Consider the following 23,370-nt stretch of genomic DNA (forward strand, 5'->3'; position numbering starts at 1 on the left):
CAGCTGAACACCCAATAAAAAAGGCGATCCCTGCGGATCGCCTTTTTTGTGTCTGCCCGTCTCAGTGGACGGTAAGAACGATACCAACCCGCGTCAGCCACTCCGCCTCAAGCCCGAAATCCGCCTGAGTCAGCTGGTTCTCATCCAGCCAGTTCTCCGGAAACTCCACATCCAGGTTGTCACCCTTCGCATGCAACACCACCTGCGGCATCGCCTGAGTCCCACGAATGTGGTGGAACAGGATCGCAAAGCGCAGCAGCACGCACAGGCGAATCAGCTTGTCGCCGTCGTCGCCAAAGTCAGCAAACTTGTCCTTGGGAATATTACGGCGATGGCCGCGCACCAGCAGGGCGAGCATCTGTTGGTCTTCGCGGGAGAAGCCGGCGAGGTCCGAGTGCTCGATCAGGTAGGCACCGTGCTTGTGGTAGTGATAGTGGGCGATATCGAGGCCGACTTCATGCACTTTCGCCGCCCAACCGAGGAGTTCGCGCCAGATGCCGTCGTCCAGCTCCCAGTCTGCCGCGACCTGATCGAACGCGTGCAAGGCTTTGCGCTCAACCCGCGCCGCCTGTTCCAGGTCGACGTGGTAACGCTCCATCAGCGAGGTCAGGGTACGTTCGCGCACGTCCTCGTGGTGATGGCGGCCGAGCAGGTCGTACAGCACGCCTTCACGCAGCGCGCCGTCGCAGTGGTCCATGCGTTGCAGTTCGAGGGCGTCGAAAATCGCTTCGAGAATCGCCAGACCCGCCGGGAAAATGGTCCGGCGATCCGGTTTGATGCCTTCAAAATCGATCTTGTCGACGTCGCCGAGTTTGAACAGGCGGCGCTTGAGCCAGGCCAGGCCTTCGGCGTTCACTTCGCCAGTGCCGTGTCCGCCGGCCTTCAGCGCCAGGCCGATGGCGCGGATGGTGCCCGAGGAGCCGATGGCTTCATCCCAGGTCAGGCGGTGCAGGGCGTGTTCGATGCTCATGATCTCCAGCCGCGCCGCCGTGTACGCCTGGGCGTAGCGGGCAGGGGTGATCTTGCCGTCCTTGAAGTAGCGCTGGGTGAAGCTGACGCAGCCCATCTGCAGGCTTTCGCGCAGCAGCGGCTCGAATCTTTGCCCAATGATGAATTCGGTACTGCCGCCGCCGATGTCGGCGACCAAACGTTTGCCCGGGGTGTCGGCGAGGGTGTGCGACACGCCCAGATAAATCAGGCGCGCCTCTTCACGGCCGGAGATGACTTCCACCGGATGGCCGAGGATTTCTTCGGCGCGGTGGATGAATTCGAGGCGGTTGCGCGCTTCGCGCAAGGCGTTGGTACCAACAATACGCACGGCGCCCAGCGGCATACCGTTGATCAGTTGGGCGAAGCGCTTGAGGCAATCGAGGCCGCGTTGCATCGATTCTTCGTTGAGCTTGCGCTCATCGTCGATGCCGGCAGCCAGCTGAACCTTCTCGCCGAGCCGCTCGAGAATGCGGATTTCGCCATTCTGGGCCTTGGCCACGACCATGTGAAAGCTGTTGGAGCCCAGGTCGATTGCAGCGATCAGGGACAGATTCTTGGCTTGGGATTGCGGCATGGTCAGGGGGTCTCGGTCGATAACCTCGACATCGTGCCACGATCAAAGGCTGGCGCCAACGCGCATGGTTCAAACCGCCGGAGCGCGCACCCCGAACCTGATCGCTCCCACGCTCTGCGTGGGAATGCCTCACCGGACGCTCTGCGTCCGCTTTTGGGACGCGGAGCGTCCCTGGCTGCATTCCCACGCGGAGCGTGGGAACGATCAGGATGAGGCTGCTTCAGGCTGTCGCTTCCACCGTGCCAATAAAGTTCGCCAGCTCCGCCGTCTGCGGATTGGCGAACAACACCTTCGGATCCCCCACCTCATGCACCTTGCCATGGTGCATGAACACCAGTTTGTCGCCAACCTCGCGGGCAAAGCGCATTTCATGGGTGACCATGATCAGCGTCATGCCTTCCTTGGCCAGCTGCCGCACGACGCTGAGCACTTCATTGACCAGTTCCGGGTCGAGCGCCGAGGTGATCTCGTCGCACAGCAAAACTTTCGGCGACATCGCCAATGCCCGGGCAATCGCCACACGCTGCTGCTGACCACCGGACAAGCGATCGGGGAACGCATCAAACTTTTCCCCGAGACCCACGCGTTCAAGCATCTCGCGCGCCAGTTCCGCCGCTTTGGCTTTCGGCACTTTCTGCACCACCTGCGGCGCGAGCATGACGTTTTCGCCGACGGTCAGGTGCGGGAACAGATTGAATTGCTGAAAGACCATGCCGACCTTCTGCCGCAAGCTGCGCAGGTCAGCGCGGGCAGCGTCGAGGTATTCGCCGTCGACTTCGATCACGCCGTCGTTGATCGACTCCAGGCCATTAAGTGTGCGCAGCAGGGTGGATTTGCCCGAGCCGCTGCGGCCGATGATCGCTACCACCTGGCCTTCTTCAACGCTGAGGTCGATGCCTTTGAGCACGTGGTGATCGCCGTAGTATTTATGCAGGGCGGAAATTCTAAGCAGAGGCATGCAGTCTCCTTTCCAGGTAGCGCGCACTGAGGGACAAGGGGTAGCAGAGCAGGAAATAGCCGAGGGCGACGAGGCCGTAGACCATGAACGGTTCAAACGTGGCGTTGGCAAGCATGCCGCCAGTCTTGGTCAGTTCGGTGAAACCGATGATCGAGGTCACGGCGGTGCCTTTGACTACTTGCACCGAGAAGCCCACGGTCGGCGCCACGGCAATGCGCAGCGCTTGCGGCAGGATCACGTAGCGCAGTTGCTCCAGCGGATTGAGCGCCAGACTCGCTGAGGCTTCCCACTGGCCATTGGAAATCGATTCGACGCAACCGCGCCAGATCTCCGCCAGATAGGCGCTGGTAAACAAGGTCAGGGCAATCGCTGCGGCCATCCACGGCGAGATTTCGATCCCGGCCAACGCAACGCCGAAGAACACCAGAAACAGCTGCATCAGCAGCGGCGTGCCTTGAAACAGCTCGATCCAGGTGCGGGCGATGCTGCTCGGCAGCGGGTTTTTCGAGATGCGCATGATCAGGATCAGCAGCCCGACGAGGCCGCCGCCGATAAACGCCACCAGCGACAACGCCAGCGTCCATTGCAGGCCGACGAGGAGGTTGCGCAGGATGTCCCAGAAGGTGAAATCGCTCATGCGCGGCTCCTGCTGATGTAGCGGCGACCGATCCAATTGAGCAACTGGCGAATCAGCAGCGCCATGCACAGGTAGATCAGCGTGGTCAGCGCGTAGGTTTCAAAGGCGCGGAAGTTGCGCGATTGAATGAAGTTGGCGGCGAAGCTCAGCTCTTCCGTGGCGATCTGCGAACACACCGCCGAGCCGAGCATGACGATGATGATCTGGCTGCTCAGCGCCGGCCAGACTTTGCCCAGCGCCGGCAGCAGTACCACGTGGCGGAACGCTTCGAAGCGGGTCATCGCCAATGCCGCTGCGGCCTCCAGCTGTCCGCGCGGGATCGCCTGAATGCCGGCGCGAATGATCTCCGTCGAATAGGCGCCGAGGTTGATCACCATCGCCAGCACCGCTGCCTGCCACTCGGAAATCTGCACGCCAAGTGACGGTAAACCGAAGAAGATGAAGAACAACTGCACCAGAAACGGCGTGTTGCGGATCAACTCGACGTAGACGCCGAAGATTGCCGAGAACGGGCGGATGTTCCACGCCCGCACCAGCGCCCCGACAATCCCGACGCCGACCCCGAGCAACGCGCCGATGGCCGTCAGCTCAAGGGTGAACAGCGCCCCGCGCAGCAGCAGGTCGGTGTTTTGCACCACCGGCATGAAATCGAACTGATAAGCCATGAAGGTCTCCCGCGCAGTCGATCAGAGATCGGCCGGCAGCGGCTCTTTCAGCCAGGTCTGCGAATTCTTTTCCAGTGCGCCGTCAGCCTTGGCCGTGGTCAGGATGTCGTTGACCTTGGCCAGCAGCGCCGCTTCGTTCTTGTTCACGCCAACGTAGACCGGCGAATCCTTGAGCTTCACTTTCAGTGCCGGGACGCGTTTCGGGTTCTTTTCGCTGATTGCGACCATCACCACGTTGCCGCTGGCGATCAGGTCAACCTGGCCTGCGAGGTAGGCGGCGATGGTCGAGTTGTTGTCTTCGAAGCGCTTGATGGTCACGCCTTCGGGGGCGACCTTGGTCAATTCGATGTCTTCGATGGCGCCACGGGTGACGCTGATGGTCTTGCCCTTGAGGTCGTCGAGGCTGGCGATCGCAGCGTCTGGCGGACCGAACACGGCGAGGTAGAAGGGGGCGTAGGCGCGGGAGAAGTCGATGACCTTCTCGCGCTCGGGGTTTTTGCCGAGGCTGGAAATCACCAGATCGACCTTGCCGGTGGTCAGGAACGGGATGCGGTTGGTGCTGTTGACCGGCGTCAGTTCGAGTTTGACCTTGAGTTGATCAGCCAGCAGTTTTGCCGTGTCGATATCGAGGCCGCGCGGTTTCATGTCCGGGCCGACCGAGCCGAACGGCGGGAAGTCCTGAGGTACAGCGACTTTCAGTGTGCCGCGTTTGACCACATCGTCGAGACCGTCGGCGTGAGCCGGGACCTGACTGAGCAACAGAGAGGAAAACAGAGCGGCGAGGAGGGCGCTGTAACGCTTGGTCATGGACAATCTCCGGATCGGCGAGAAGTGATTTCTGCGATCTGACAGAGCATGGGCCGTGCCAATACGTGGTTTTCGCCCCCGCAGACCGCAGTTTCAGCGACTTCGCTCGGTCTTACTGGTCTGAACAGTCAGGTTGTTTTTCGCACCGCTATCGCGCATCGCTCCGCAGCACCGAACCCCGCTGGGGCACGACTTGCCGGACTCGACGAATAGCTTTACAACTAGCCGCACATTGGCCTGGCGCGTCTGAAAAACCATGAACTCGATTTCCCGTGCGGTACCCGAAGTGGCGCTGCAAGCGATCCGCAAATTGATCACCGAACAGGGTTTCGGTGCGGGCGACGCTTTGCCGTCGCAGCGGGATCTGGCGTTGCAACTGGGCGTTAGCCGGGCATCGTTGCGTGAGGCGCTGTCGTCGCTGAGTGCGTTGGGTGTGGTCAGTATTCAGCCGGGTAAAGGCGTGTTCGTGCAGGCACCGGTGGAGTTGTCGCGCGGCGATCACACGCCAGGGTGGTCATTTGCAGCGCAGGCGCCGCCGCTGGACATCTTTCAATTGCGCTACGCGCTGGAAGGGTTTGCCGCCGGGCTGGCAGCGGTGACGTTGAGCACATTCGATCTGGATGCGCTGGAAGACAACGTCGCGGCCATGCGCGAGCAATTGAAGGGTGGCGACTTTGAGGCCGCCGCGAAACTCGACTTCGAATTCCACCGCCGTATTCTCTTGGCCAGCGGCAATCAGGCGATGCTGAGCATCCTCACCGCCAGCGCCGAGATGTTCCTGGAGAGCCAGAAACTGCCGTTCATCCGCGCCGAGCGCGCCATGGAAACCTGGCAGGAGCACCGCAAGATTCTGCGGGCCCTCGCGCGCCGGGCCTCCGGCGCTGCGCAAAAAGCCATGCAGGAGCACGTGCGCAACGCCGCCCTGCGTACTGGAATTTCCTTCATTGCCCCCGCCACGGCGTGACTTGAGCTATACCCAAACTCATCGAGTGCCATAGCAAGACTCAATCAACTGCGGCTTCCTGAACAGGGGAAGGGCGGCTATGATGGGCCACGTTTTTTTGCTTACAACCTGGAGAATTCCATGAGCAGCGATCTTATCAAACACGTTAGCGACGCTAGCTTCGAAGCCGACGTACTCAAGGCCGAAGGCGCTGTCCTGGTCGATTACTGGGCTGAATGGTGCGGTCCTTGCAAAATGATCGCTCCGGTTCTGGACGAGATTGCCGAGACTTACAAAGGCAAGCTGACCGTTGCCAAACTGAACATCGACGAGAACCAGGAAACCCCGGCCAAGCACGGCGTACGTGGTATCCCGACCCTGATGCTGTTCAAGAACGGCAACGTTGAAGCGACCAAAGTCGGCGCCCTGTCGAAGTCGCAACTGGCTGCTTTCCTCGACGCCAACATCTAAGCGTCGCTGTAAAGTGCCTGAAAAAAAGCCCCGCAATTAGCGGGGCTTTTTGCGTATTCAGGGCTAGACGCTCCGAAACTCAGGTGGTACATTCGGCCCCGCACTGGTTTCTCCATTGCCCCCTGCTAGCCGTCGCCGACGCACTCCTTTTCGAATTAGTTCGCGATCCTGTCGCCTTCTCCGCGGCGCGGCCTCATTAAGCCAAAAGCTTAATTTCCCCCCCTCCATAAATGATTACGTCATTCCTATATGAATCTGACTGAACTCAAGCAAAAGCCGATTACCGAACTGCTCGAATTGGCCGAACAGATGGGCATAGAAAATATGGCCCGTTCGCGCAAGCAGGACGTGATTTTCTCCCTGCTGAAAAAGCACGCGAAAAGCGGCGAGGAAATCTCCGGTGATGGCGTGCTGGAGATTCTCCAGGACGGCTTCGGCTTCCTGCGCTCCGCTGACGCTTCCTATCTGGCCGGCCCGGACGATATCTACGTCTCGCCAAGCCAGATCCGCCGCTTCAACTTGCGCACCGGTGACACCATCGTTGGCAAGATCCGCCCTCCGAAGGAAGGCGAGCGGTATTTCGCGCTGCTCAAGGTCGACACGATCAACTTCGATCGTCCCGAGAACGCGAAAAACAAGATTCTCTTCGAGAACCTGACCCCGCTGTTCCCGACCGTGCGCATGAAGATGGAAGCCGGTAACGGTTCCACCGAAGACTTGACCGGTCGTGTGATCGACCTGTGCGCCCCGATCGGCAAAGGCCAGCGTGGTCTGATCGTCGCACCGCCGAAAGCCGGTAAAACGATCATGCTGCAAAACATCGCAGCGAACATCGCCCGTAACAACCCTGAAGTTCACCTGATCGTGCTGCTGATCGACGAGCGTCCGGAAGAAGTAACCGAAATGCAGCGCACCGTGCGCGGCGAAGTGGTTGCCTCGACCTTCGACGAGCCGCCGACCCGTCACGTGCAGGTTGCCGAAATGGTGATCGAGAAGGCCAAGCGCCTGGTCGAGCACAAGAAAGACGTGGTGATCCTGCTCGACTCCATCACCCGTCTGGCCCGTGCCTACAACACCGTGATCCCGAGCTCCGGCAAGGTATTGACCGGTGGTGTCGATGCTCACGCCCTGGAGAAGCCAAAGCGTTTCTTCGGTGCTGCGCGTAACATCGAAGAAGGCGGCTCGCTGACCATTATCGCCACCGCGCTGGTTGAAACCGGCTCGAAGATGGACGAAGTGATCTACGAAGAGTTCAAGGGTACCGGCAACATGGAACTGCCTCTGGATCGCAAGATCGCCGAGAAGCGCGTGTTCCCGGCCATCAACATCAACCGCTCCGGCACCCGCCGCGAAGAGTTGCTGACGGCCGACGACGAACTGCAGCGTATGTGGATCCTGCGCAAGCTGCTGCACCCGATGGACGAAGTGGCTGCCATCGAGTTCCTGGTCGACAAGCTGAAAACGACCAAGACCAACGACGAGTTCTTCTTGTCGATGAAGCGCAAGTAATACACACGCTGTAAAAAAGAACGCTCCCGAAAGGGGGCGTTTTTTTTTGCGTACGCGCCGCATAACTTTCGTAACGCGCTACTGTCCTTGTCTGGAGCGGTTTGTACCTACAAGGATAAGAAAGGTTATGCACACGTTTGGCAATCGCCGTGATATCGACGGATTACGGGCACTGGCGGTCATCCCCGTCGTACTGTTTCATTTCGGATTCACTACATTCAGCGGCGGCTTTGTCGGCGTCGATGTGTTCTTCGTCATTTCCGGTTTCCTGATCACTTCGATCCTGTTTCGCGAAATCAGCGCCCAGCGCTTCAGTTTCCTCGACTTCTGGGGGCGTCGCGCCCGGCGTATCCTGCCAGCGTTGACCGTGGTTGTGGTGGTGACGCTGGCATTAGGCTGGTTGTTGCTGACCGCCAAAGACCTCGCCGAGCTGGGGCGGACGATTCGTTACCAGTCGCTGTTCATTTCCAACATTCTGTTCATGCGCGAAGACGGCTACTTCGAGCCTGCCTCGGAACTCAAACCGTTGCTGCATACCTGGTCGCTGGCGGTGGAGGAGCAGTACTACATCTTCTTCCCGCTGATGATGGTGGTGATGATGCGCTATGTCCGCCAATGGCGCTGGATGCTGTTCGCGGTGCTGCTGGTGTCGTTCGGCTTGAACATCATCTACATCGAGCGCCGGCCGGAGTTTGCCTTTTTCTCGTTGCCGACCCGCGCGTGGGAGCTGCTCTGCGGGGCCATGCTGGCGGTGATGCCCGTGCCCAGGCATGTCGCGCGACCGTGGCTGCGGCAGTCTGTTGGCCTGGCCGGTCTGGCGGCGGTGCTGGTGGCGGTGTTCGCTTTCGACAGGACCACGGTGTTCCCGGGCTGGGCTGCACTGTTGCCGGTACTGGGTACGACAGCGTTGATCTGGTCAGGCGCACAGGGCCCAACGTGGGCGAGCCGGCTGTTGAGTGTCGGCGTTCTGGTGTGGGTCGGCTTGCTCTCCTATTCCCTTTATCTGTGGCACTGGCCGGTTTACGTGTATGCCAACGCGATCTCCATCGATGGCATTCAGCCACTGGAGGCGCTCGGCTGGATGGCGCTCGCGTTAGCGCTGGCCTGGCTGAGCCTTCGATACGTCGAGCTGCCATTTCGTGAGAAACGCGTGTTCGCCAGCCGTAATTCGGTGTTGGTCGGTGGCCTGGTGTCGATCACCGTTCTGGCGATTACCGGCTCGGCCATCCGCTCGGCAGAGGGTATTCCACAGCGCCTGACCGGCAAGGCGCTGGAATATGCGCAGTCGCGCGAGTGGAATGCAGGGCAGTCGAACTGCATGCATTTGAGCACTGACAAGGCGCTGACCAAGTCCTGTCTGGTGGGCGGTGAGCAAAATATTACGGCGACAAAAATGTTCTGGGGTGACAGTCACGCCGCAGCGTTGTTGCCAGCCATCGAAGGCAATGCCAGTCGCATGGTGCAGCCAGTGTGGCTGTACAGCCTGACGGGTTGCCCGCCGATCATCGATGACAGCCTGCGCCCGCAGTGCAAGGACTTCAACCAGCGCAACATGGACCGCGTCACGAGTCTGGGGATCAAGGATGTGGTGCTGGCGGCGAACTGGAGCCTGTACGTGTATGGTCGCGAAGACGGCGACGGGGATCGGCAGTTCCTGCTTGATCGCAAAGACAACCCGCGCCAGGCAGAGCAGCGCATGGCCACCGCTATCAAGGCGCGTGTGGCCGAGCTGCGCGAAGCCGGTGTGCAGGTCTGGCTGTTCAAGGAAGTGCCGCTGCAACACAAGAGCTACATCGATCGTCTGACCAGCCTGGCCCGTATCGGCCGTTCGGCAGAAGGGCTTGGTCGTCCGCTCAGTGAGCATCTGGCGCGTCAGCAGTTTTTCACGGACCTGTTCGGCTCGATGAGCGCCGCCGATTCCGGCGTTCACGTCATCGACCCGACCCCCTTGATGTGTAAAAACGGGCTCTGCGCAATCGATGTCGACGGCCACTCGCAATACAAGGATGCGGATCACCTTTCCGACGTCGGCAGCGCCAGGCTGAGCCCGTTGTTTGCACCGATGCTGCTGGGCGCCAACCAGAATTGAGCGATGCCGGGCACTGACGGGCTGCTGTTTGCCCGTCAGAGCAGGTAGGATGTACGCCTATTTTGAGGGTGCCATCGTCAATGAAATTCAAGGATCTTCGGGATTTCGTGCAGCAGCTTGAGCAGCGCGGAGAGTTGAAACGCATCCAGATTCCCGTCTCGCCGGTGCTGGAAATGACCGAGGTGTGCGATCGCACGCTGCGGGCCAAGGGCCCGGCGCTGCTGTTCGAGAAACCCACCGGCTACGACATTCCGGTGCTCGGCAACCTGTTCGGCACCCCTGAACGGGTGGCGATGGGCATGGGCGCCGAGTCGGTCAGCGAGCTGCGCGAAATCGGCAAACTGCTGGCGTTCCTCAAGGAGCCGGAGCCGCCGAAGGGCTTGAAAGACGCGTGGTCGAAGCTGCCGATCTTCCGCAAGATCATCTCGATGGCGCCGAAAGTCGTCAAAGACGCGGTGTGCCAGGAAGTGGTCATCGAAGGCGACGACGTCGATCTGGCCATGCTGCCGGTGCAGACCTGCTGGCCCGGCGACGTCGGCCCGCTGATCACCTGGGGCCTGACCGTCACCAAAGGTCCGAACAAGGAACGCCAGAATCTCGGTATCTACCGTCAGCAAGTGATCGGCCGCAACAAGGTGATCATGCGCTGGCTCAGCCACCGTGGCGGCGCCCTCGACTTCCGCGAGTGGTGCGAAAAGCATCCCGGTCAGCCGTTCCCGGTGTCCGTGGCGCTGGGCGCGGACCCGGCGACCATCCTCGGCGCCGTGACGCCAGTGCCGGACAGCCTGTCCGAATACGCGTTTGCAGGTCTGCTGCGCGGTAACCGCACCGAACTGGTCAAGTGCCGTGGCAACGACCTGCAAGTGCCGGCCACCGCCGAGATCATCCTCGAAGGTGTGATCCATCCGGGCGAAATGGCCGATGAAGGTCCGTACGGCGACCACACCGGTTACTACAACGAAGTCGACAGCTTTCCGGTGTTCACCGTCGAACGCATCACCCATCGAATCAAACCGATTTATCACAGCACCTACACCGGCCGTCCGCCGGATGAGCCCGCGATCCTCGGCGTGGCGCTGAACGAAGTGTTCGTGCCGATCCTGCAGAAGCAGTTCCCGGAAATCACCGATTTCTACCTGCCGCCGGAAGGCTGCTCATACCGCATGGCTATCGTGACCATGAAGAAGTCGTATCCGGGGCATGCCAAGCGCGTGATGCTCGGTGTCTGGTCGTTTTTGCGACAGTTCATGTACACCAAGTTCGTTATCGTCACTGACGACGATATCAACGCCCGCGACTGGAATGACGTGATCTGGGCCATCACCACGCGCATGGACCCCAAGCGCGACACGGTGATGATCGATAACACGCCAATCGACTACCTCGACTTCGCCTCGCCGATCTCAGGGTTAGGTTCGAAAATGGGCCTCGATGCCACCCACAAGTGGCCGGGCGAAACCACTCGCGAGTGGGGGCGCGTGATCGTCAAGGACGACGCCGTCACCCAACGGATCGATGCCATCTGGAATCAGTTAGGAATAGATTGATGCGTGTAACCCTGCAGCCCTCCGGAGCGGTGCTTGAGATACAGCCCGGTGAGCGGATTCTCGATGGCGCGCGGCGCTTGGGCTACGAATGCCCGCAAAGCTGCCGCAACGGCAATTGTCATGTGTGTGCGGCGTTGCTGGTTGAAGGCAGCGTTGCGCAGGACGGCAAGGTGCATGACCACGGCGAGTTCTACACTTGCATAGCCGAGCCGCTGGAAGACTGCATCCTGCTGTGGGATGGCGTGCTTGCGCTGGGAGAACTGCCGGTGCGCAGCCTGTCATGTCAGGTCATCGAATGCCGCGATGTCGGTGGCGACACCTGGCGTGTGCGCCTGCGGGCGCCGGCCGGCAAGCCGCCGCGCTATCACGCCGGGCAGTATTTGATGATCGAGCGCGAGAACGGTGAGAAATCGGCGTTTTCCATGGCCTCGGCACCGCACGGCGGGCGCGATCTGGAAATCCATGTGCTGGCGCGCGAAGCCAGTGCACTGAGCCTGATCGAACAGCTGCAACGCAACGCGATGGTGCGGGTCGAGCTGCCATTCGGTGACACGCATCTGGCCGAGCTGCCCGACGGGCCGCTGGTGCTCGTTGCCGCGGGTACTGGCATGGGTCAGATTCACGCGCTGATCGAACACTGCCGCGCCAACGGCTTCAAACATCCGGTGCATCTGTACTGGGGCGTGCGCCGTCCGGAAGATTTCTATGAAATCGAACATTGGGACGAATGGCTGAAATTACCCAACCTGTTCCTGCACAAAGTCGTCAGCGATCAATGCGGTTGGGAAGGGCGCTGCGGCATGCTGCACGAGGCAGTCTGTGAAGACTTCCCGGATCTGAAACCGCTGCACGTCTACGCCAGCGGCTCGCCGGCCATGGTCTACGGCACGCTCGACGCATTGGTCGAAGCCGGGATGGACGCCCATCAAATGCGTGCGGACGTGTTCGCCTACGCCCCGCGCTCTTGAGCCGCGTTCCTGAGTCCGTTATAACTCTCTATATAGCCGATCGGTATTTATGTAATTGCATAAATACCGCTAGGTTATATATCAATCAGGCAATTAATTAAGAACTGTGCCATGGCACTCAAATTGCCTTAAAACATATGTGCCTTATTGTTACAGCGGTGCGTTCTATTAAGTAATTCTTTACCCGCGGGGAGCTGAACGCTATTCGCCATGAGCGCCATTGAAAACGCTTTTCTGAATTTGAATTACCCTCCGCGGCTCGATCTTGGGCCGCAGCTGACGCACGAACAACTTCTCGCTTCCATGCAATCGACCATGGCGCGCCACAAGGGCGGGCCGGTATGGCTGTTTGCGTACGGTTCGCTGATCTGGCGGCCGGAGTGTTCGGCGGTGGAGCGGGTACGCGGACGTGTGCATGGCTACCATCGCGGCTTGTACCTGTGGTCGCACGAGCACCGTGGGACGCCGGAGTTGCCGGGTTTGGTGTTTGGTCTGGATCGCGGCGGTTCGTGCAGCGGCTTCGCCTATCGCTTGCCGGAAGACAGTCTCGATGCGGCGCTGTACGCACTGTGGAAACGCGAGATGCCGGTGCCGTCCTATCGGCCACACTGGCTCAACTGCCGACTCGAAGACGGCACTCAGGTGCAGGCGTTGGGATTCGTTTTGGAGCGACACCTGCCCAGCTATGCCGGCAACCTGCCGGATCATGTGCTGAGCCAGGTGTTCGAAAGCGCCAGCGGGCGTTACGGCACCACTCGCGATTATGTCGAGCAGACCGCACACGCCCTGCGCAGCCACGCCATGCCAGACCGCAATCTGGAGGCGCGGCTCAAGCGCTGTCAATCACAGTCCGATCAAGCGACCGCTTCACGGCTCTGACTGGCGACTTGTTTGTGCCACAGCGTCGGGGCCAGGAAGGCCATCGACAGCAGGCAAGCGCCTACCAGCAGGACAAAACCACCGTCCCAACCGAAATGGTCCACGGTGTAGCCCATCGCGGCACTGGCCGCGACCGAGCCACCGAGATAACCGAACAAGCCCGTGAAGCCCGCAGCGGTGCCGGCGGCTTTCTTCGGTGCCAGTTCCAGCGCCTGCAGGCCGATCAGCATCACTGGGCCGTAGATCAGGAAGCCGATCGAGAACAGCGCGATCATGTCGACGGTCGGGTTGCCGGCCGGGTTCAGCCAGTAAACCAGCGTCGCGACAGTCACCAGCGCCATGAACACCATGCCGGTCAGGCCACGGTTGCCACGGAAGATCTTATCCGACATCCAGCCGCACAGCAGCGTGCCCGGGATACCCGCCCACTCGTAGAAGAAATAGGCCCACGAGGTTTTATCCACGGTGAAACCCTTGGCTTCCTTGAGATAGGTCGGCGCCCAATCCAGCACACCGTAGCGCAGCAGATAAACAAACACGTTGGCCATGGCGATGTACCAGAGCATTTTGTTGCGCAGCACGTATTTGACGAAGATCTCTTTCGCGCTGAATTCGTCTTCGTGGCTGGCGTCGTAGCCTTCCGGGTAATCGTTCTTGTACTTCTCGATTGGCGGCAGGCCGACCGATTGCGGGGTGTCGCGCATAGTGATGAAGGCGAACACCGCCACGCCCAGCGCTACCGCTGCCGGTACGTAGAACGCTGCGTGCCAGTCGTTGAACAGGCCCATGCCGAGCAGGAACAACGGGCCGATCAGACCACCGCCGACGTTATGCGCCACGTTCCACACCGACACCACGCCGCCGCGCTCTTTCTGCGACCACCAGTGCACCATCGTCCGGCCACTTGGCGGCCAGCCCATGCCCTGGGCCCAGCCGTTGATGAACAGCAGGATGAACATCATGGTCACGCTGGACGTTGCCCAAGGCGCGAAACCGAACACAAACATCACCCCGGCCGAGACCAGCAAGCCGAACGGCAGGAAGAAGCGTGGGTTGGAACGATCGGACACCAGGCCCATGAGGAATTTCGACAAGCCGTAGGCAATGGCGATCGCCGACATCGCCAGACCCAGATCACCGCGGCTGTAGCCTTCGTCGATCAGGTACGGCATGGCCAGCGAGAAGTTTTTGCGCAGCAGGTAGTAACCCGCATAGCCAAAGAAAATACCGGCGAAGATCTGCCAGCGCAGGCGTCGGTAGGTGCTGTCTATTTTTTCTTCAGGCAATGGAGCCTGATGTGCGGCAGGACGAAAGAAAGCAAACATTCAAGAGCTCCAGATTTCTTGTTTTGACTGCGGATGCGAATGTTACAGTTTCGTTACCGAAAATAGCACCGGTTCGCATCGAGCAAATAGCGGAAAATGTTGGAAGTCGCATGTTCTTTTACGAACCTGTCGCTCAGCTGTAAGAACGGGGCGTTTTTGTCGCGCTCGGGACGTTGTGTCTTAGACTCGCGATCTCCCGATCGACTGATTTCGCGAGATAAACGATGACCCCGAAAGTTCGCAGGCTAATACCCAGACTGTTGATGGTTGCTGTGGTGGCTGCTTCAGTGCTGGTGTTGAGCTTCGCACAGGGTTCTGCAGCGCCGGGCCTGCGCAATGTCACCGTGTTGATCGTCCGCCATGCGGAAAAGCCTGAGGTCGGCCGTGAACTCAATGCTCGGGGCGAACAGCGCGCCGCTGCCTACGCGGACTATTTCACTTCGTTGCAGCTGGACGACCAGACACTTACGCCCCAACGTCTGATCGCTACCGCCGACAGTGCGGAAAGCATACGACCGCGTCAGACACTGATTCCACTGTCCCAGCGCCTGCAATTGCCCATCGAACAGCCCTACGCCAATAACGACGTCGACAAACTGGTCAGCTCGCTGCGCAAGAATAATCAGGCGAAAACCGTGCTGATCGCTTGGCATCACGGCCACATCAATAAACTGATTGCTGCGTTCGGCGGCGATGGCCCGGCGCTGATCGGCCAGCCGAAGTGGCCGGTGGATGTTTATGACTGGCTGATTGTTCTGCGCTTCGATGACAGCGGGCAGTTGGTTGAGTCGCGTAGCGAAAAGGTTCAGGAGCATCTGATGCCGGGCGACATTGCGGACGCAAGTGGTGGCTAAACGTCCGTCAGAAAAGTTACCTGCGACCCTTCGCGCAGGTTTTTTACTCGATTTACCGTTGGTGATTAGGAAATGTCCTGCGCTTAAAGGCGAAGCTGCGCCATTCAGTTAAAAGCCATTGCTCCGTAACCTTTGTGCTGTTGCCGGAAGAGGCTTTCAGTTGCGAAGGGGGGATCATGCGGTGGGTTTTTGTTATGTGTCTGTTGTGGGTCGATGGGTGGGTGCACGCATCCGAAGTTTTTTTGATACCTGAAAACAATCCGAAACCGACCTACCCTCTGGCTCTGTTCAGGGCAGGCGTCACCGGTGAGGTGCAGATCAGCTTCATTGCTCACGCAGACGGTTCGATCAGCAAGGTAAATATCCTTCGCAGTGACCATCCACAATTGTCTGAAGCGGTCAGAGCCGCCGTCGCCCAGTGGCGCTTCAAGCCCTGGTCGGTAGAGGGTGATACACCCGCTGAAAAGACCATTATCGCGCCCATGGTGTTCAGGCTCGATCTGGATCAACCCATCCACGTCAACCAACAACTAAAAGCGTTGAAGTGCCGCACCATCAACGAAAATCTCGCAAGCATTGCCGAGTATTCGTGGATCGATACAAAGGTGTTCGTGCACACCCGGGCCTACCTTTCCAATATCTTCCACAAGTCTCAGCTACCGGATGAGCAGCGACTGGCGATGATTGCCAAATTGAACAAGCGCATTCCGGTTATTGTGCGAGGGTGCCGGGATAGCCCTTCGCGTAAGTATGTGAGTCTTTTGCCTTCGGAGATTCGTGAGTTGTTTTGACCTTGATGCGAAACAGCACCACTGTGTGGCGCTGTTTCGTCGCATTACTCTGGTTTAAAGCCGGGTTTGCCGTTTGCTTTGCGCCATTCTTTGATTTCTTTTACGACTCCTGCGGGACTGTCTTCGCGGTCGGGTGTCGGGCGAAATATAACGGCGCGCTTTTTCGGGTGCTCAGTTATTTTTTCAAAATGAAGTGCGAGATTGCTTGTGTATGCACTTAGTGCGTCGCCGGTAAGTCCATTTGTATCTTCAAAAAATTCCGTCACAAAAAGCAGGAATTCAGCTTCGGTATAGTCTTCAAATTTATCTTTTAATTTCATGGCTTTATACCGTTCTTGTGCAGTTCTATATGCGCGCTAGGGGTTATTATAGTTAAATTGTCAATGTTATAAACTTCGCCGCCGTCTTTGATATGTTCTATGTGGTGAATTTCGTATTTGTCCCTTCGGCCAACAGAGTCTACCTCGTCAGTGCTGGGAGCTGCACCGTTCGTTAATAACTTGAGATCAGCTTTGCTGAATTGCTTGGAAAGTTTCGGATCAGCAGCGACCGAGCGCCAGAATTTCTCTCTGAATCTGTCAAAATTCCTGAAATCTTGACCACGCAACTGATCGGCAATCTGTGCAGGGACTGGGGAGCCACTTGATTGTGTCGCGCCGGCCAACCAATTTTCGCCGACATCTTGCCCCTTGCCTGTAGCCGTCCCCGGCTCATACCGCGGGCCACCACGAGTGGCCATCATGTAGATGGATTCGATTCCCGACTCTATCGGAAACTCCAGAATGTAATCATCCGGATCATCATGGCTACATGCAGGATGGTCATCCAGCCGGGCATCAACTTGTGTAACTCGAGCGCCAGGGTAGATCCGGATTGGGGATTGCGTGATCGGCAATTCGGTGCTGCTGGAGTTGGCAATCCCGGGAGGAGATTTCGGTGTCCAGGTCAGTGTGATCGGCACCAAACCTTCTGTCGTGAAGGTGCATTGATTTGTCGTGGAGTCCAGAACTGCCTGCCGAACTCTTACCGGAAAACTGTAATCAGTTGACTCAAGAATAAGCTGTGTATGGTCTCCTCGAATGGACGACGTCACGCGACTGCTGATTCCATGGAGGGTTGCCGGGCGACCTATGCGCTCGTGTTTTTTGTCAGGGTCTAGTTGCGCAAGCGGGATGGTGAGGACTATAGGGTTGCGCTGAATCTCACCATTTCCCAATGATGGTGAGTAGAAAACCAACGCAAGAAATGTGCTTATAGGGCCACTGGTGATCGCTGTGCGTAAGCTGTTTAGAGTACTCAGCGCATTATTGAGAGAAAATGGCGACCCCTCAAACCCGGCAATCAGTCCGTCTGTGGTGCTAACCAGTGGTCGAGCAGCGATGATTGCGCCGCTAGCTGGGGGTATTTGTACTATTTCGATCTTGTGTTTTAGACGAATTAACGTCTTGATTTCGTTCTGAGCGTTATTCAAAGCGTTCCAGCGGTTTTCCTCTCCCGGTGCCCGGTAAAAACCTCCGACCGCGTTCTCGGCTTTGGACACTTCGAGGTATTTGGCTCGGAGCCCTTGGTAGGTGTCGTTCATCCACCGCAGCTTCTCGTCGATATCCTCTGGCCGGTTGTGAGTGAATTGGTTCAGCATCGAGTCAAAGTCAGCGGCAACCTTTGACGCTACCCTTATTTTTTTTCGCCGCTCGGCCTGTTTTTTCGCTTCACGCTTTCTCACTTGCTCTTTTGCTTTCTTTTGTTCCGCTTCCCACAGTGCTGCTTCCCTCGCTTCGTGTTCAGCCTGCGCAATCTGTGCCGCGATTCTGGCTGCATACTCAGCATCGGCTTTTGCTTTCGCAGTCTGCGCCGCGATGTTGGCCGCGTACTCAGCATCGACCTTTGCTTTCGCAATCTGCGCTGCGACTCTGGCCGCATGCTCGGCCTCGGCTTTTGCTCTCAAAGCCAGAACTGCGGCTTGCGCTTGTCGTTCCGCTTCCTGACGAGCAAGTGCATTCATATAAGCAACACCAAGCTGATGAGACCTTTCATTCAGCAAACGGATGGACTCGGAATAAAGTTTTACCGTATAGCCGGCGGAGTAGGCTCTTGCCCAATGCTGGTAAGTCTCACCCGGGCGGCGGTCCTGCTGGAGGTAACTATTGAACGCGTTTATATATTCTTTTTCGGATTTATTGTGCGGGTCACTGCCATAAAACGAGTTTGCTTCTGCCAGGCTGTTTTGTAAAAGCTGAGACTTTTGTTGTGTCAGCCTGTCGATGATTACCTTGTCATGCGCGATACTTGCTGGATCTGTTGTGAGGATTGTCGTCGCGCGAGTGGCGCCAGAGTTTGAGATCTCCATCTGGATCTGATTAGGAAGGTTGATCAGTTTTTGCTGGTAGTCGCTGTCTATTGGAGCTCGTTGTTTTAAAGATTCTCTGGCCGCGGTTGGTCTTAAGGTGTTGTTACGCGCTCTTGCGTCATATCCACCACCATCATTGGTTATAGAGTAGGTCTGTTTCTCGTTTGCTATGACGTGAGTTGTGGGTAAGTCTAAGTGACCCCGGCGCCAGTTTTGATCGCTCATACAGTTACTCCTTGTGTCTGTATGGCATTAAGTTATCGATATTTGCCGAAATGACTGCGGTACATAGTTACCGCCAAATTAATAAAGAGTGTTGCAAGGGGCGTCGAATTTGCTGTGCGCATAAAAAAGCCAGAGCTACCCAGTCGGGTAGATCTGGCCTTTTGACAAGGCAGTTACTCAGCGCACCTGCACCACCACCTTGCCGACAGCCTTGCGCTGGCCGAGATCATTGATCGCCTGCGCCGCATTGCTCAGCGGATAGACCTGCGACACCAACGGCTTCAACTTGCCCTCGGCGAACCAGCCGAACAATTGCTGGAAGTTCGCCGCATTGTCTTGCGGCTGGCGCTGGGCGAAGGAGCCCCAGAACACGCCGAGTACCGCCGCGCCTTTGAGCAGGGCGAGGTTGACCGGTAGTTCCGGGATGCGTCCGCTGGCGAAACCGACCACCAGCAGGCGGCCGTTCCAGGCGATGGCGCGAATGGCCTGGTCGAACAGGTCGCCGCCGACCGGGTCGTAAATCACGTCGGCGCCCTGGCCGTCGGTGAGGCGTTTGATTTCATCCTTGAGGCTGGTTTCGCTGTAGTTGATCAGCTCATCGGCGCCGGCAGCCTTGGCCACCGCCAGTTTCTCGGCACTGCTGGCAGCCGCGATGACGCGGGCGCCCATGGCTTTGCCGATTTCCACCGCCGCCAGGCCGACGCCGCCGGACGCACCGAGCACCAGCAGGGTTTCGCCCGGTTGCAGGTTGGCGCGCTGCTTGAGCGCGTGCATCGAGGTGCCGTAGGTCATGCTGAAAGCGGCAGCGATGTTGAAATCCATCGACGGCGGAATCGGCAGCACGTTGTAGCTCGGCACCGCGACTTGTTCGGCGAAGCTGCCCCAACCGGTCAGGGCCATGACCCGATCGCCGACCTTGAGGTGGCTGACTTTTTCGCCGACTTCGCGAACCACACCTGCCGCTTCGCCACCCGGCGAGAACGGGAAGGGCGGCTTGAATTGATACTTGCCCTCGATGATCAGCGTGTCCGGGAAGTTGACCCCGGCGGCGTGCACCTCCAGCAGGATTTCGTTCTTCTTCGCGACAGGACTGGCGACGTCTTCCAGCACCAGCGATTCGGCAGGGCCGAAGGCTTTGCACAGCACGGCTTTCATCAGGGCTATTCCTTTGGGAGTGATGGCCGATAAGTGTAGGTGTGTCAGTCAACGGGTCAACGAGCATGCCCGGCCCTGATAGTCAGCCATAAGCTTGTGCTTGCGCGGCGGGTCGTTATGCTAGGCCGCAAACCGGATAAGGAGCGAATTGTGAAAGCGTGGATCATGTTGTTGCTGGCCCTGTCTCTGCCTGTGGCAGCGCTGGCCGAAGAAGCCAAAGAAGGCGAGGCGCCGAAGGTAAGCTACATCACCCTGAGCCCGCCGTTCGTGGGCAACTACGGCCTGGACGGCACGCCGAAGCTCAAGGTCTTCAAGGCTGACGTGGCGCTGCGTGTGACCGGCGAGGAGTCGGCGAAACTGGTCAAGGCCAACGAACCGTTGATCCGCAATCAACTGGTGGCGCTGTTTACTCAGCAGACGACCGAGGCGATGGGCAGCATCGAAGGTAAAGAGAAGCTGCGTCAGGAAGCCTTGAAGCAGACCCAGCAAGTGATGAATGACGAGACCGGCAAGCCGGTGGTTGAAGATCTGTTGTTCAACAACCTGATCATCCAATAAGTCATCCGTTGTCCGGGCTGGCCTCATCGCGAGCAGGCTCACTCCTACAGTTGGAATGCGTTCCCCTGTAGGAGTGAGCCTGCTCGCGATGGCGATGTTTCAAGCAACATATTCCTCAGGGTTTGAGCGCAATCACCGCCGCCCACTGCTCGGGTGTGACCGGCATCACCGACAACCGCGAACCCTTCTGCACCAATGGCATCTCCGCTAACGCCGTCTGCTGCTTCAGATAGTCCAGCTTCAACACCCGGGCAAACGTCTCGACGTGTTCGACATCAATCGCACTCCAGGCATTTTTCTCCGGCGTTGCCTTCGGATCGAAATAATGACTCTCTGGCTCCAGTGCGGTGGGATCCGGGTACGCCGCCTCGATTATTTTGCCAATCCCGGCAATTCCCGGCTCCGGGCAGCTGGAATGGTAGAAAAAGAACTCATCGCCCACCGCCATCGCGCGCAGGAAGTTGCGTGCCTGATAGTTGCGAACCCCGTCCCAGCGCGCTTTGCCGAGTTTTTCCAGACCTTTGATCGAGAGTTCGTCGGGCTCGGACTTCATCAGCCAATAGGCCATGGTTTTTTGCTCCTGAAACGGTCATCGGGCAGGTTGTCGGGCAATTTTATGACAAACCGACAGTCGGTTGACGTCAGCGTTTGCGCGCAGGTTCACGTTGTCGCAAAATGCCGGCCTTTAAAGCTTGACGCTGCTGCACGGCCTACAAACGGAAACCGCTGCTGTCATCGTGATGATGTGCCTTGAGGGGGGCAATCGATGAAACGCAAACCGGATTTACTATGGACTTTGGTAATTTTGTTTGGCTTGGGTGTCGTGACCACCGGTTACGCGCAGAGCTTGTGGGCCAACAAGGCCGATGCGCCGATCGAAGTCGCACAACAAGTTCAACAGTCGACAGCCTTCAAACGCTGAAACTGCTTTCTCGACGCCGCTGATCTGCGCGGCGTCCTATCCCGCGAAATACCACGCCTTGTCGCTGACCGTGCCTTGTAACGGTACATCCCAGCTTGCCTGCGCCAATCGTTCGACCTTCTGACATTCGTGGGCCAGACCCAGTAAAGTCGGCTTGCGCCAGTTTTTGCGTCGGGCCAGATAGGCAAGGCTACGATCATAAAAACCGCCGCCCATCCCCAGTCGCCCGCCGACATCGTCGAACCCTACCAACGGCAACAACACCAGATCCAGCGCCCAGGCTTTGCGTTGCTGTGCCAGACAGGCCCGTGGCTCGAGAATGCGGAAGCGGTTGGGTTTGAGTTTCTCGCCGGGGCGAATGCGCTGGAAAACCATTTTGGTTCGTGGCCAGGCGCTGAGCACCGGCAGGTAAGTCGCCTTGCCGCGACGCTGCGCTTCACGCAGTAGCAGGCGCGGATCGATTTCACCGTCGGTGGGTAAATACAGAGAGATGTGTTTGGCCCGGCGAAAGTGCGGGTCTTGCGCCAATTGCCGGTACAGGCCTTTGGCGGCCTCGCGTTGTTCGCTTTTGCTCAGCGAACGGCGCGCCTTGCGCAGTAGGCGACGGAGTTGCGGGCGGGGCAGCAGCGCGGGTTCGGTCATGGTTCGGCTTCGGCAGGTTGGACGAAAACGTACGCATAAAAAATCCGATGTCAGTTTTCACCGACATCGGATTCGAATCAGGCTCCCCGGATGAACCGCTGTCAACTTAGCCCTTGAACCCGAAAGTTCAAGGTGGAAGATGCAGTAGACTTTAAGGCTTTCCGTCTAGCGGACATGCACACCAGCCCAACGTGCAACTTCCAGGGTAGTGCGAATCGGCTCAGGGACATCGTCAACTGGCAAGCACCCCAGGGAGTGCCGCGAGTATACCGCAAGCGGCCAGTCGAATCAGCCCTTGGTGGTGTTCTGATCGTCGGCGAGCACCAGATCGACACGATCGAGCAAGTCGCGCACCTGTTCACGGGTCGAACCGCTGGCCTGGATGTCCGGGCGCTCTTCTTTGTGCAAGAGGTCATGGGTGATGTTCAGCGCGGCCATCACGGCGATGCGGTCGGCGCCGATGACTTTGCCGCTGCTGCGGATTTCGCGCATCTTGCCATCGAGGTAGCGCGCGGCGCTGACCAGATTGCTGCGTTCTTCCTGCGGGCAGATGATCGAATACTCTTTATCGAGGATCTGCACGGTGACGCTATTGCTTGAACTCATGAGTCTTGCTCCAGGGCCTTGAGGCGCGAAATCATCGATTCGACCTTACGCCGGGCGATTTCGTTTTTTTCAATGAGGTGAGCGCGTTCCTCGCGCCAGGTCTTTTCCTGAGCTAGTAAGAGTGCATTTTGACTCTTAAGTTGCTCGACTCGGCCAATCAGCAGTTCGAGTCTGGCCATCAGCGCTTGCAGGTCGGTGTCTTCCATTGTGTCCACTGGGTCGGAGTCTGTCTGATGGGATAGCTGGCGGACAGCCTTTAATAGTCTTGGCGAGTCTGTCGATGTAGGATACAAGGCCTTCATTCTAGACATAGCGCCGTCTGGCGCCTAGCTGCCCATGACCATTGCGAATTCCCCGTACCAAGCCTTTGCCACCCTGCTGACCTCCAGCGGCCACAACGTCTCGCCTGCCGAACTGCACGGCGTGCTGCTCGGGCGCAGTTGCGCCGGTGCCGGCTTCGATAACGAAGGCTGGCTGATCGATGCCGCCGAACTGCTCGAAGGTGACATCCAGGACAACGTCCGTAACGCGCTGATTGGCCTGCAAGAGATGGTCAAAGGCGAGCTGACCGGCGACGACGTCACCGTCGTTCTGCTGCTGCCGACCGATGACGCACCGCTGGCCGACCGCGCCGCTGCACTGGGCGAATGGTGCCAGGGCTTCCTCAGCGGGTTCGGTCTGAACTGCCGCGACAGCAGCATGCTCAGCGCTGAAGCCACCGAAGTGCTGCAGGATCTGGCTGCCATTTCCCAGGTGCAGGACGCCCTTGAAGAGTCCGATGACGGCGAAAATGACTACATGGAAGTCATGGAGTACCTGCGCGTCGCGCCGCTGCTGCTGTTCTCGGAAACCAAGAAAGCCGACGTGCCGCCAGCCGCCAAGCCGTCGCTGCATTAATCGCGTGCCAG

Annotated in this window: 25 protein-coding genes and 1 other RNA gene; 12 read left to right on the forward strand and 14 right to left on the reverse strand. The window is 58.5% G+C overall.

Features of this window, described 5'->3' with window-relative positions; translation table 11 throughout:
- Positions 1-61: 61 nt before the first annotated feature.
- The 5 genes from ppx to ACWR1S_RS02595 all read right to left on the reverse strand — a co-directional run bounded on the left by ppx (position 62) and on the right by ACWR1S_RS02595 (position 4,631).
- Complete coding sequence (gene ppx, locus ACWR1S_RS02575) at positions 62-1,564, reverse strand: exopolyphosphatase (protein ID WP_454562322.1); 1,503 nt, start codon at positions 1,562-1,564, stop codon at positions 62-64.
- Positions 1,565-1,784: 220 nt separating this feature from the next.
- Positions 1,785-2,522, reverse strand: coding sequence for an amino acid ABC transporter ATP-binding protein (locus tag ACWR1S_RS02580; protein WP_007911148.1), 738 nt, complete (start codon positions 2,520-2,522; stop codon positions 1,785-1,787).
- Positions 2,509-3,159 carry an amino acid ABC transporter permease gene (locus tag ACWR1S_RS02585; protein ID WP_123376132.1) on the reverse strand — a complete coding sequence of 217 codons (651 nt, stop codon included), beginning with the start codon at positions 3,157-3,159 and terminating at the stop codon, positions 2,509-2,511. Before ACWR1S_RS02585 ends, ACWR1S_RS02580 begins: the two co-directional genes overlap by 14 nt.
- Positions 3,156-3,824 carry an amino acid ABC transporter permease gene (locus ACWR1S_RS02590; protein WP_150793753.1) on the reverse strand — a complete coding sequence of 223 codons (669 nt, stop codon included), beginning with the start codon at positions 3,822-3,824 and terminating at the stop codon, positions 3,156-3,158. Before ACWR1S_RS02590 ends, ACWR1S_RS02585 begins: the two co-directional genes overlap by 4 nt.
- Before the next feature lie 21 nt (positions 3,825-3,845).
- Positions 3,846-4,631 carry a transporter substrate-binding domain-containing protein gene (locus tag ACWR1S_RS02595; protein ID WP_158832135.1) on the reverse strand — a complete coding sequence of 262 codons (786 nt, stop codon included), beginning with the start codon at positions 4,629-4,631 and terminating at the stop codon, positions 3,846-3,848.
- Between the two features lie 256 nt (positions 4,632-4,887).
- Between ACWR1S_RS02595 and ACWR1S_RS02600 the strand changes: the two genes are divergently transcribed.
- The 7 genes from ACWR1S_RS02600 to ACWR1S_RS02630 all read left to right on the forward strand — a co-directional run bounded on the left by ACWR1S_RS02600 (position 4,888) and on the right by ACWR1S_RS02630 (position 13,037).
- Positions 4,888-5,595, forward strand: a complete 708-nt coding sequence (locus tag ACWR1S_RS02600; protein ID WP_454562323.1) for a FadR/GntR family transcriptional regulator — start codon at positions 4,888-4,890, stop codon at positions 5,593-5,595.
- 120 nt (positions 5,596-5,715) lie between these two features.
- On the forward strand, positions 5,716-6,045 hold the full coding sequence (gene trxA / locus ACWR1S_RS02605; protein WP_003206727.1) for a thioredoxin TrxA: 330 nt from the start codon (positions 5,716-5,718) through the stop codon (positions 6,043-6,045).
- Between the two features lie 249 nt (positions 6,046-6,294).
- On the forward strand, positions 6,295-7,554 hold the full coding sequence (rho, locus tag ACWR1S_RS02610) for a transcription termination factor Rho (protein ID WP_003229334.1): 1,260 nt from the start codon (positions 6,295-6,297) through the stop codon (positions 7,552-7,554).
- Between the two features lie 127 nt (positions 7,555-7,681).
- A complete protein-coding gene (locus tag ACWR1S_RS02615) occupies positions 7,682-9,643 on the forward strand; it encodes an acyltransferase family protein (protein WP_454562324.1) in 1,962 nt (653 codons plus the stop codon).
- A gap of 80 nt (positions 9,644-9,723) precedes the next feature.
- Entirely contained in the window at positions 9,724-11,190 is a 1,467-nt protein-coding gene (ubiD, locus tag ACWR1S_RS02620) for a 4-hydroxy-3-polyprenylbenzoate decarboxylase (protein ID WP_008081413.1), read from the forward strand.
- Entirely contained in the window at positions 11,190-12,158 is a 969-nt protein-coding gene (locus ACWR1S_RS02625) for a CDP-6-deoxy-delta-3,4-glucoseen reductase (RefSeq protein WP_034151997.1), read from the forward strand. Before ubiD ends, ACWR1S_RS02625 begins: the two co-directional genes overlap by 1 nt.
- Before the next feature lie 210 nt (positions 12,159-12,368).
- Positions 12,369-13,037, forward strand: coding sequence for a gamma-glutamylcyclotransferase (locus tag ACWR1S_RS02630; RefSeq protein WP_454562325.1), 669 nt, complete (start codon positions 12,369-12,371; stop codon positions 13,035-13,037).
- On the opposite strand, the gene glpT is transcribed toward ACWR1S_RS02630, so the two are convergent.
- Positions 13,013-14,362: a glycerol-3-phosphate transporter gene (gene glpT, locus ACWR1S_RS02635; RefSeq protein WP_201229148.1), complete on the reverse strand. Its 1,350-nt coding sequence runs from the start codon at positions 14,360-14,362 to the stop codon at positions 13,013-13,015. The genes ACWR1S_RS02630 and glpT overlap by 25 nt on opposite strands.
- 224 nt (positions 14,363-14,586) lie before the next feature.
- Between glpT and ACWR1S_RS02640 the strand changes: the two genes are divergently transcribed.
- Positions 14,587-15,216: a flagellar basal body-associated protein FliL gene (locus ACWR1S_RS02640; protein ID WP_454562326.1), complete on the forward strand. Its 630-nt coding sequence runs from the start codon at positions 14,587-14,589 to the stop codon at positions 15,214-15,216.
- A 176-nt stretch (positions 15,217-15,392) separates the two neighbouring features.
- A complete protein-coding gene (locus tag ACWR1S_RS02645) occupies positions 15,393-16,007 on the forward strand; it encodes an energy transducer TonB (protein ID WP_454562327.1) in 615 nt (204 codons plus the stop codon).
- A 44-nt stretch (positions 16,008-16,051) separates the two neighbouring features.
- Here the strand turns inward: ACWR1S_RS02645 and ACWR1S_RS02650 are convergent, their stop codons facing one another.
- From ACWR1S_RS02650 to ACWR1S_RS02660, 3 genes are all read right to left on the reverse strand, one after another.
- Entirely contained in the window at positions 16,052-16,327 is a 276-nt protein-coding gene (locus tag ACWR1S_RS02650; RefSeq protein WP_454562328.1) for a bacteriocin immunity protein, read from the reverse strand.
- Positions 16,324-18,579, reverse strand: a complete 2,256-nt coding sequence (locus ACWR1S_RS02655) for an S-type pyocin domain-containing protein (RefSeq protein ID WP_454562329.1) — start codon at positions 18,577-18,579, stop codon at positions 16,324-16,326. Before ACWR1S_RS02655 ends, ACWR1S_RS02650 begins: the two co-directional genes overlap by 4 nt.
- 177 nt (positions 18,580-18,756) lie before the next feature.
- Complete coding sequence (locus tag ACWR1S_RS02660) at positions 18,757-19,734, reverse strand: NADPH:quinone oxidoreductase family protein (RefSeq protein ID WP_454562330.1); 978 nt, start codon at positions 19,732-19,734, stop codon at positions 18,757-18,759.
- A 150-nt stretch (positions 19,735-19,884) separates the two neighbouring features.
- Here ACWR1S_RS02660 and ACWR1S_RS02665 point away from each other — a divergent pair, with 150 nt between their 5' ends.
- Entirely contained in the window at positions 19,885-20,292 is a 408-nt protein-coding gene (locus ACWR1S_RS02665) for a flagellar basal body-associated protein FliL (protein ID WP_242207722.1), read from the forward strand.
- Positions 20,293-20,407: 115 nt separating this feature from the next.
- On the opposite strand, the gene ACWR1S_RS02670 is transcribed toward ACWR1S_RS02665, so the two are convergent.
- Positions 20,408-20,860, reverse strand: coding sequence for an EVE domain-containing protein (locus ACWR1S_RS02670; protein ID WP_150647578.1), 453 nt, complete (start codon positions 20,858-20,860; stop codon positions 20,408-20,410).
- 198 nt (positions 20,861-21,058) lie between these two features.
- On the opposite strand from ACWR1S_RS02670, the gene ACWR1S_RS02675 reads away from it, so the two are divergent.
- Positions 21,059-21,214 carry a hypothetical protein gene (locus ACWR1S_RS02675; protein ID WP_007911192.1) on the forward strand — a complete coding sequence of 52 codons (156 nt, stop codon included), beginning with the start codon at positions 21,059-21,061 and terminating at the stop codon, positions 21,212-21,214.
- Positions 21,215-21,250: 36 nt separating this feature from the next.
- Here ACWR1S_RS02675 and ACWR1S_RS02680 read toward each other — a convergent pair whose 3' ends face one another.
- The 4 genes from ACWR1S_RS02680 to ACWR1S_RS02695 form a co-directional block, all read right to left on the reverse strand.
- The gene (locus tag ACWR1S_RS02680; protein ID WP_454562331.1) at positions 21,251-21,856 is read right to left on the reverse strand and encodes a 5-formyltetrahydrofolate cyclo-ligase; all 606 of its coding nucleotides are present in this window, start codon (positions 21,854-21,856) and stop codon (positions 21,251-21,253) included.
- A gap of 79 nt (positions 21,857-21,935) precedes the next feature.
- Positions 21,936-22,114, reverse strand: a non-coding RNA gene (gene ssrS / locus ACWR1S_RS02685) — 6S RNA.
- A gap of 30 nt (positions 22,115-22,144) precedes the next feature.
- Positions 22,145-22,462, reverse strand: coding sequence for a cell division protein ZapA (locus ACWR1S_RS02690; RefSeq protein ID WP_034151990.1), 318 nt, complete (start codon positions 22,460-22,462; stop codon positions 22,145-22,147).
- Entirely contained in the window at positions 22,459-22,668 is a 210-nt protein-coding gene (locus tag ACWR1S_RS02695; RefSeq protein ID WP_007911197.1) for a TIGR02449 family protein, read from the reverse strand. The genes ACWR1S_RS02690 and ACWR1S_RS02695 overlap by 4 nt, the downstream gene beginning before the upstream one ends.
- Positions 22,669-22,798: 130 nt before the next feature.
- Between ACWR1S_RS02695 and ACWR1S_RS02700 the strand changes: the two genes are divergently transcribed.
- Positions 22,799-23,359 (forward strand): YecA/YgfB family protein, encoded by a 561-nt coding sequence (locus ACWR1S_RS02700; RefSeq protein ID WP_454562332.1) that lies wholly within the window; start codon positions 22,799-22,801, stop codon positions 23,357-23,359.
- Positions 23,360-23,370 lie beyond the last annotated feature (11 nt).

Source organism: Pseudomonas sp. AIG (genome assembly GCF_977020205.1).

Bases quoted from the DNA above. Each gene is read 5' to 3' on its own strand.
- ppx (WP_454562322.1), bottom strand. From the start codon at position 1,564: ATGCCGCAATCCCAAGCCAAGAATCTGTCCCTGATCGCTGCAATCGAC.
- ACWR1S_RS02580 (WP_007911148.1), bottom strand. From the start codon at position 2,522: ATGCCTCTGCTTAGAATTTCCGCCCTGCATAAATACTACGGCGATCAC.
- ACWR1S_RS02585 (WP_123376132.1), bottom strand. From the start codon at position 3,159: ATGAGCGATTTCACCTTCTGGGACATCCTGCGCAACCTCCTCGTCGGC.
- ACWR1S_RS02590 (WP_150793753.1), bottom strand. From the start codon at position 3,824: ATGGCTTATCAGTTCGATTTCATGCCGGTGGTGCAAAACACCGACCTG.
- ACWR1S_RS02595 (WP_158832135.1), bottom strand. From the start codon at position 4,631: ATGACCAAGCGTTACAGCGCCCTCCTCGCCGCTCTGTTTTCCTCTCTG.
- ACWR1S_RS02600 (WP_454562323.1), top strand. From the start codon at position 4,888: ATGAACTCGATTTCCCGTGCGGTACCCGAAGTGGCGCTGCAAGCGATC.
- trxA (WP_003206727.1), top strand. From the start codon at position 5,716: ATGAGCAGCGATCTTATCAAACACGTTAGCGACGCTAGCTTCGAAGCC.
- rho (WP_003229334.1), top strand. From the start codon at position 6,295: ATGAATCTGACTGAACTCAAGCAAAAGCCGATTACCGAACTGCTCGAA.
- ACWR1S_RS02615 (WP_454562324.1), top strand. From the start codon at position 7,682: ATGCACACGTTTGGCAATCGCCGTGATATCGACGGATTACGGGCACTG.
- ubiD (WP_008081413.1), top strand. From the start codon at position 9,724: ATGAAATTCAAGGATCTTCGGGATTTCGTGCAGCAGCTTGAGCAGCGC.
- ACWR1S_RS02625 (WP_034151997.1), top strand. From the start codon at position 11,190: ATGCGTGTAACCCTGCAGCCCTCCGGAGCGGTGCTTGAGATACAGCCC.
- ACWR1S_RS02630 (WP_454562325.1), top strand. From the start codon at position 12,369: ATGAGCGCCATTGAAAACGCTTTTCTGAATTTGAATTACCCTCCGCGG.
- glpT (WP_201229148.1), bottom strand. From the start codon at position 14,362: ATGTTTGCTTTCTTTCGTCCTGCCGCACATCAGGCTCCATTGCCTGAA.
- ACWR1S_RS02640 (WP_454562326.1), top strand. From the start codon at position 14,587: ATGACCCCGAAAGTTCGCAGGCTAATACCCAGACTGTTGATGGTTGCT.
- ACWR1S_RS02645 (WP_454562327.1), top strand. From the start codon at position 15,393: ATGCGGTGGGTTTTTGTTATGTGTCTGTTGTGGGTCGATGGGTGGGTG.
- ACWR1S_RS02650 (WP_454562328.1), bottom strand. From the start codon at position 16,327: ATGAAATTAAAAGATAAATTTGAAGACTATACCGAAGCTGAATTCCTG.
- ACWR1S_RS02655 (WP_454562329.1), bottom strand. From the start codon at position 18,579: ATGAGCGATCAAAACTGGCGCCGGGGTCACTTAGACTTACCCACAACT.
- ACWR1S_RS02660 (WP_454562330.1), bottom strand. From the start codon at position 19,734: ATGAAAGCCGTGCTGTGCAAAGCCTTCGGCCCTGCCGAATCGCTGGTG.
- ACWR1S_RS02670 (WP_150647578.1), bottom strand. From the start codon at position 20,860: ATGGCCTATTGGCTGATGAAGTCCGAGCCCGACGAACTCTCGATCAAA.
- ACWR1S_RS02675 (WP_007911192.1), top strand. From the start codon at position 21,059: ATGAAACGCAAACCGGATTTACTATGGACTTTGGTAATTTTGTTTGGC.
- ACWR1S_RS02680 (WP_454562331.1), bottom strand. From the start codon at position 21,856: ATGACCGAACCCGCGCTGCTGCCCCGCCCGCAACTCCGTCGCCTACTG.
- ACWR1S_RS02690 (WP_034151990.1), bottom strand. From the start codon at position 22,462: ATGAGTTCAAGCAATAGCGTCACCGTGCAGATCCTCGATAAAGAGTAT.
- ACWR1S_RS02695 (WP_007911197.1), bottom strand. From the start codon at position 22,668: ATGGAAGACACCGACCTGCAAGCGCTGATGGCCAGACTCGAACTGCTG.
- ACWR1S_RS02700 (WP_454562332.1), top strand. From the start codon at position 22,799: ATGACCATTGCGAATTCCCCGTACCAAGCCTTTGCCACCCTGCTGACC.